A 291-nucleotide genomic window follows, 5' to 3' on the forward strand; every position below is an offset into this window, starting at 1 on the left:
CAAAATCATCCTTATTATTACCATCCGCATTATAAAACATATCAATCTCATTATTATTAGTATCAGGACTGTTGGTAATAAAACGCAAACGATCACCATGTCTTGGGAGTTCAAAATGTCCACTGTTGAACGATGAAGCCTTGACTGTTCCGTTAAACCGGTAATTATTGCCATATTTATTATTCGTGAAATAAAATGTATTCCCGTCTAATGGATTACCAAAATCATCCTTATTATTACCATCCGCATTATAAAACATATCAATCTCATTATTATTAGTATCAGGACTGT

1 protein-coding gene is annotated in these 291 nt (G+C 32.3%); it reads right to left on the minus strand.

The window, feature by feature from the left end; translation table 11 throughout:
- Positions 1–259: hypothetical protein (locus H3T46_RS08880; protein WP_198198346.1), on the minus strand; the 259-nt coding region annotated here is incomplete at its 3' end.
- Positions 260–291 lie beyond the last annotated feature (32 nt).

This window comes from Commensalibacter sp. M0133 (assembly GCF_016101485.1).
Classification (GTDB): Bacteria; Pseudomonadota; Alphaproteobacteria; order Acetobacterales; family Acetobacteraceae; genus Commensalibacter; species Commensalibacter melissae.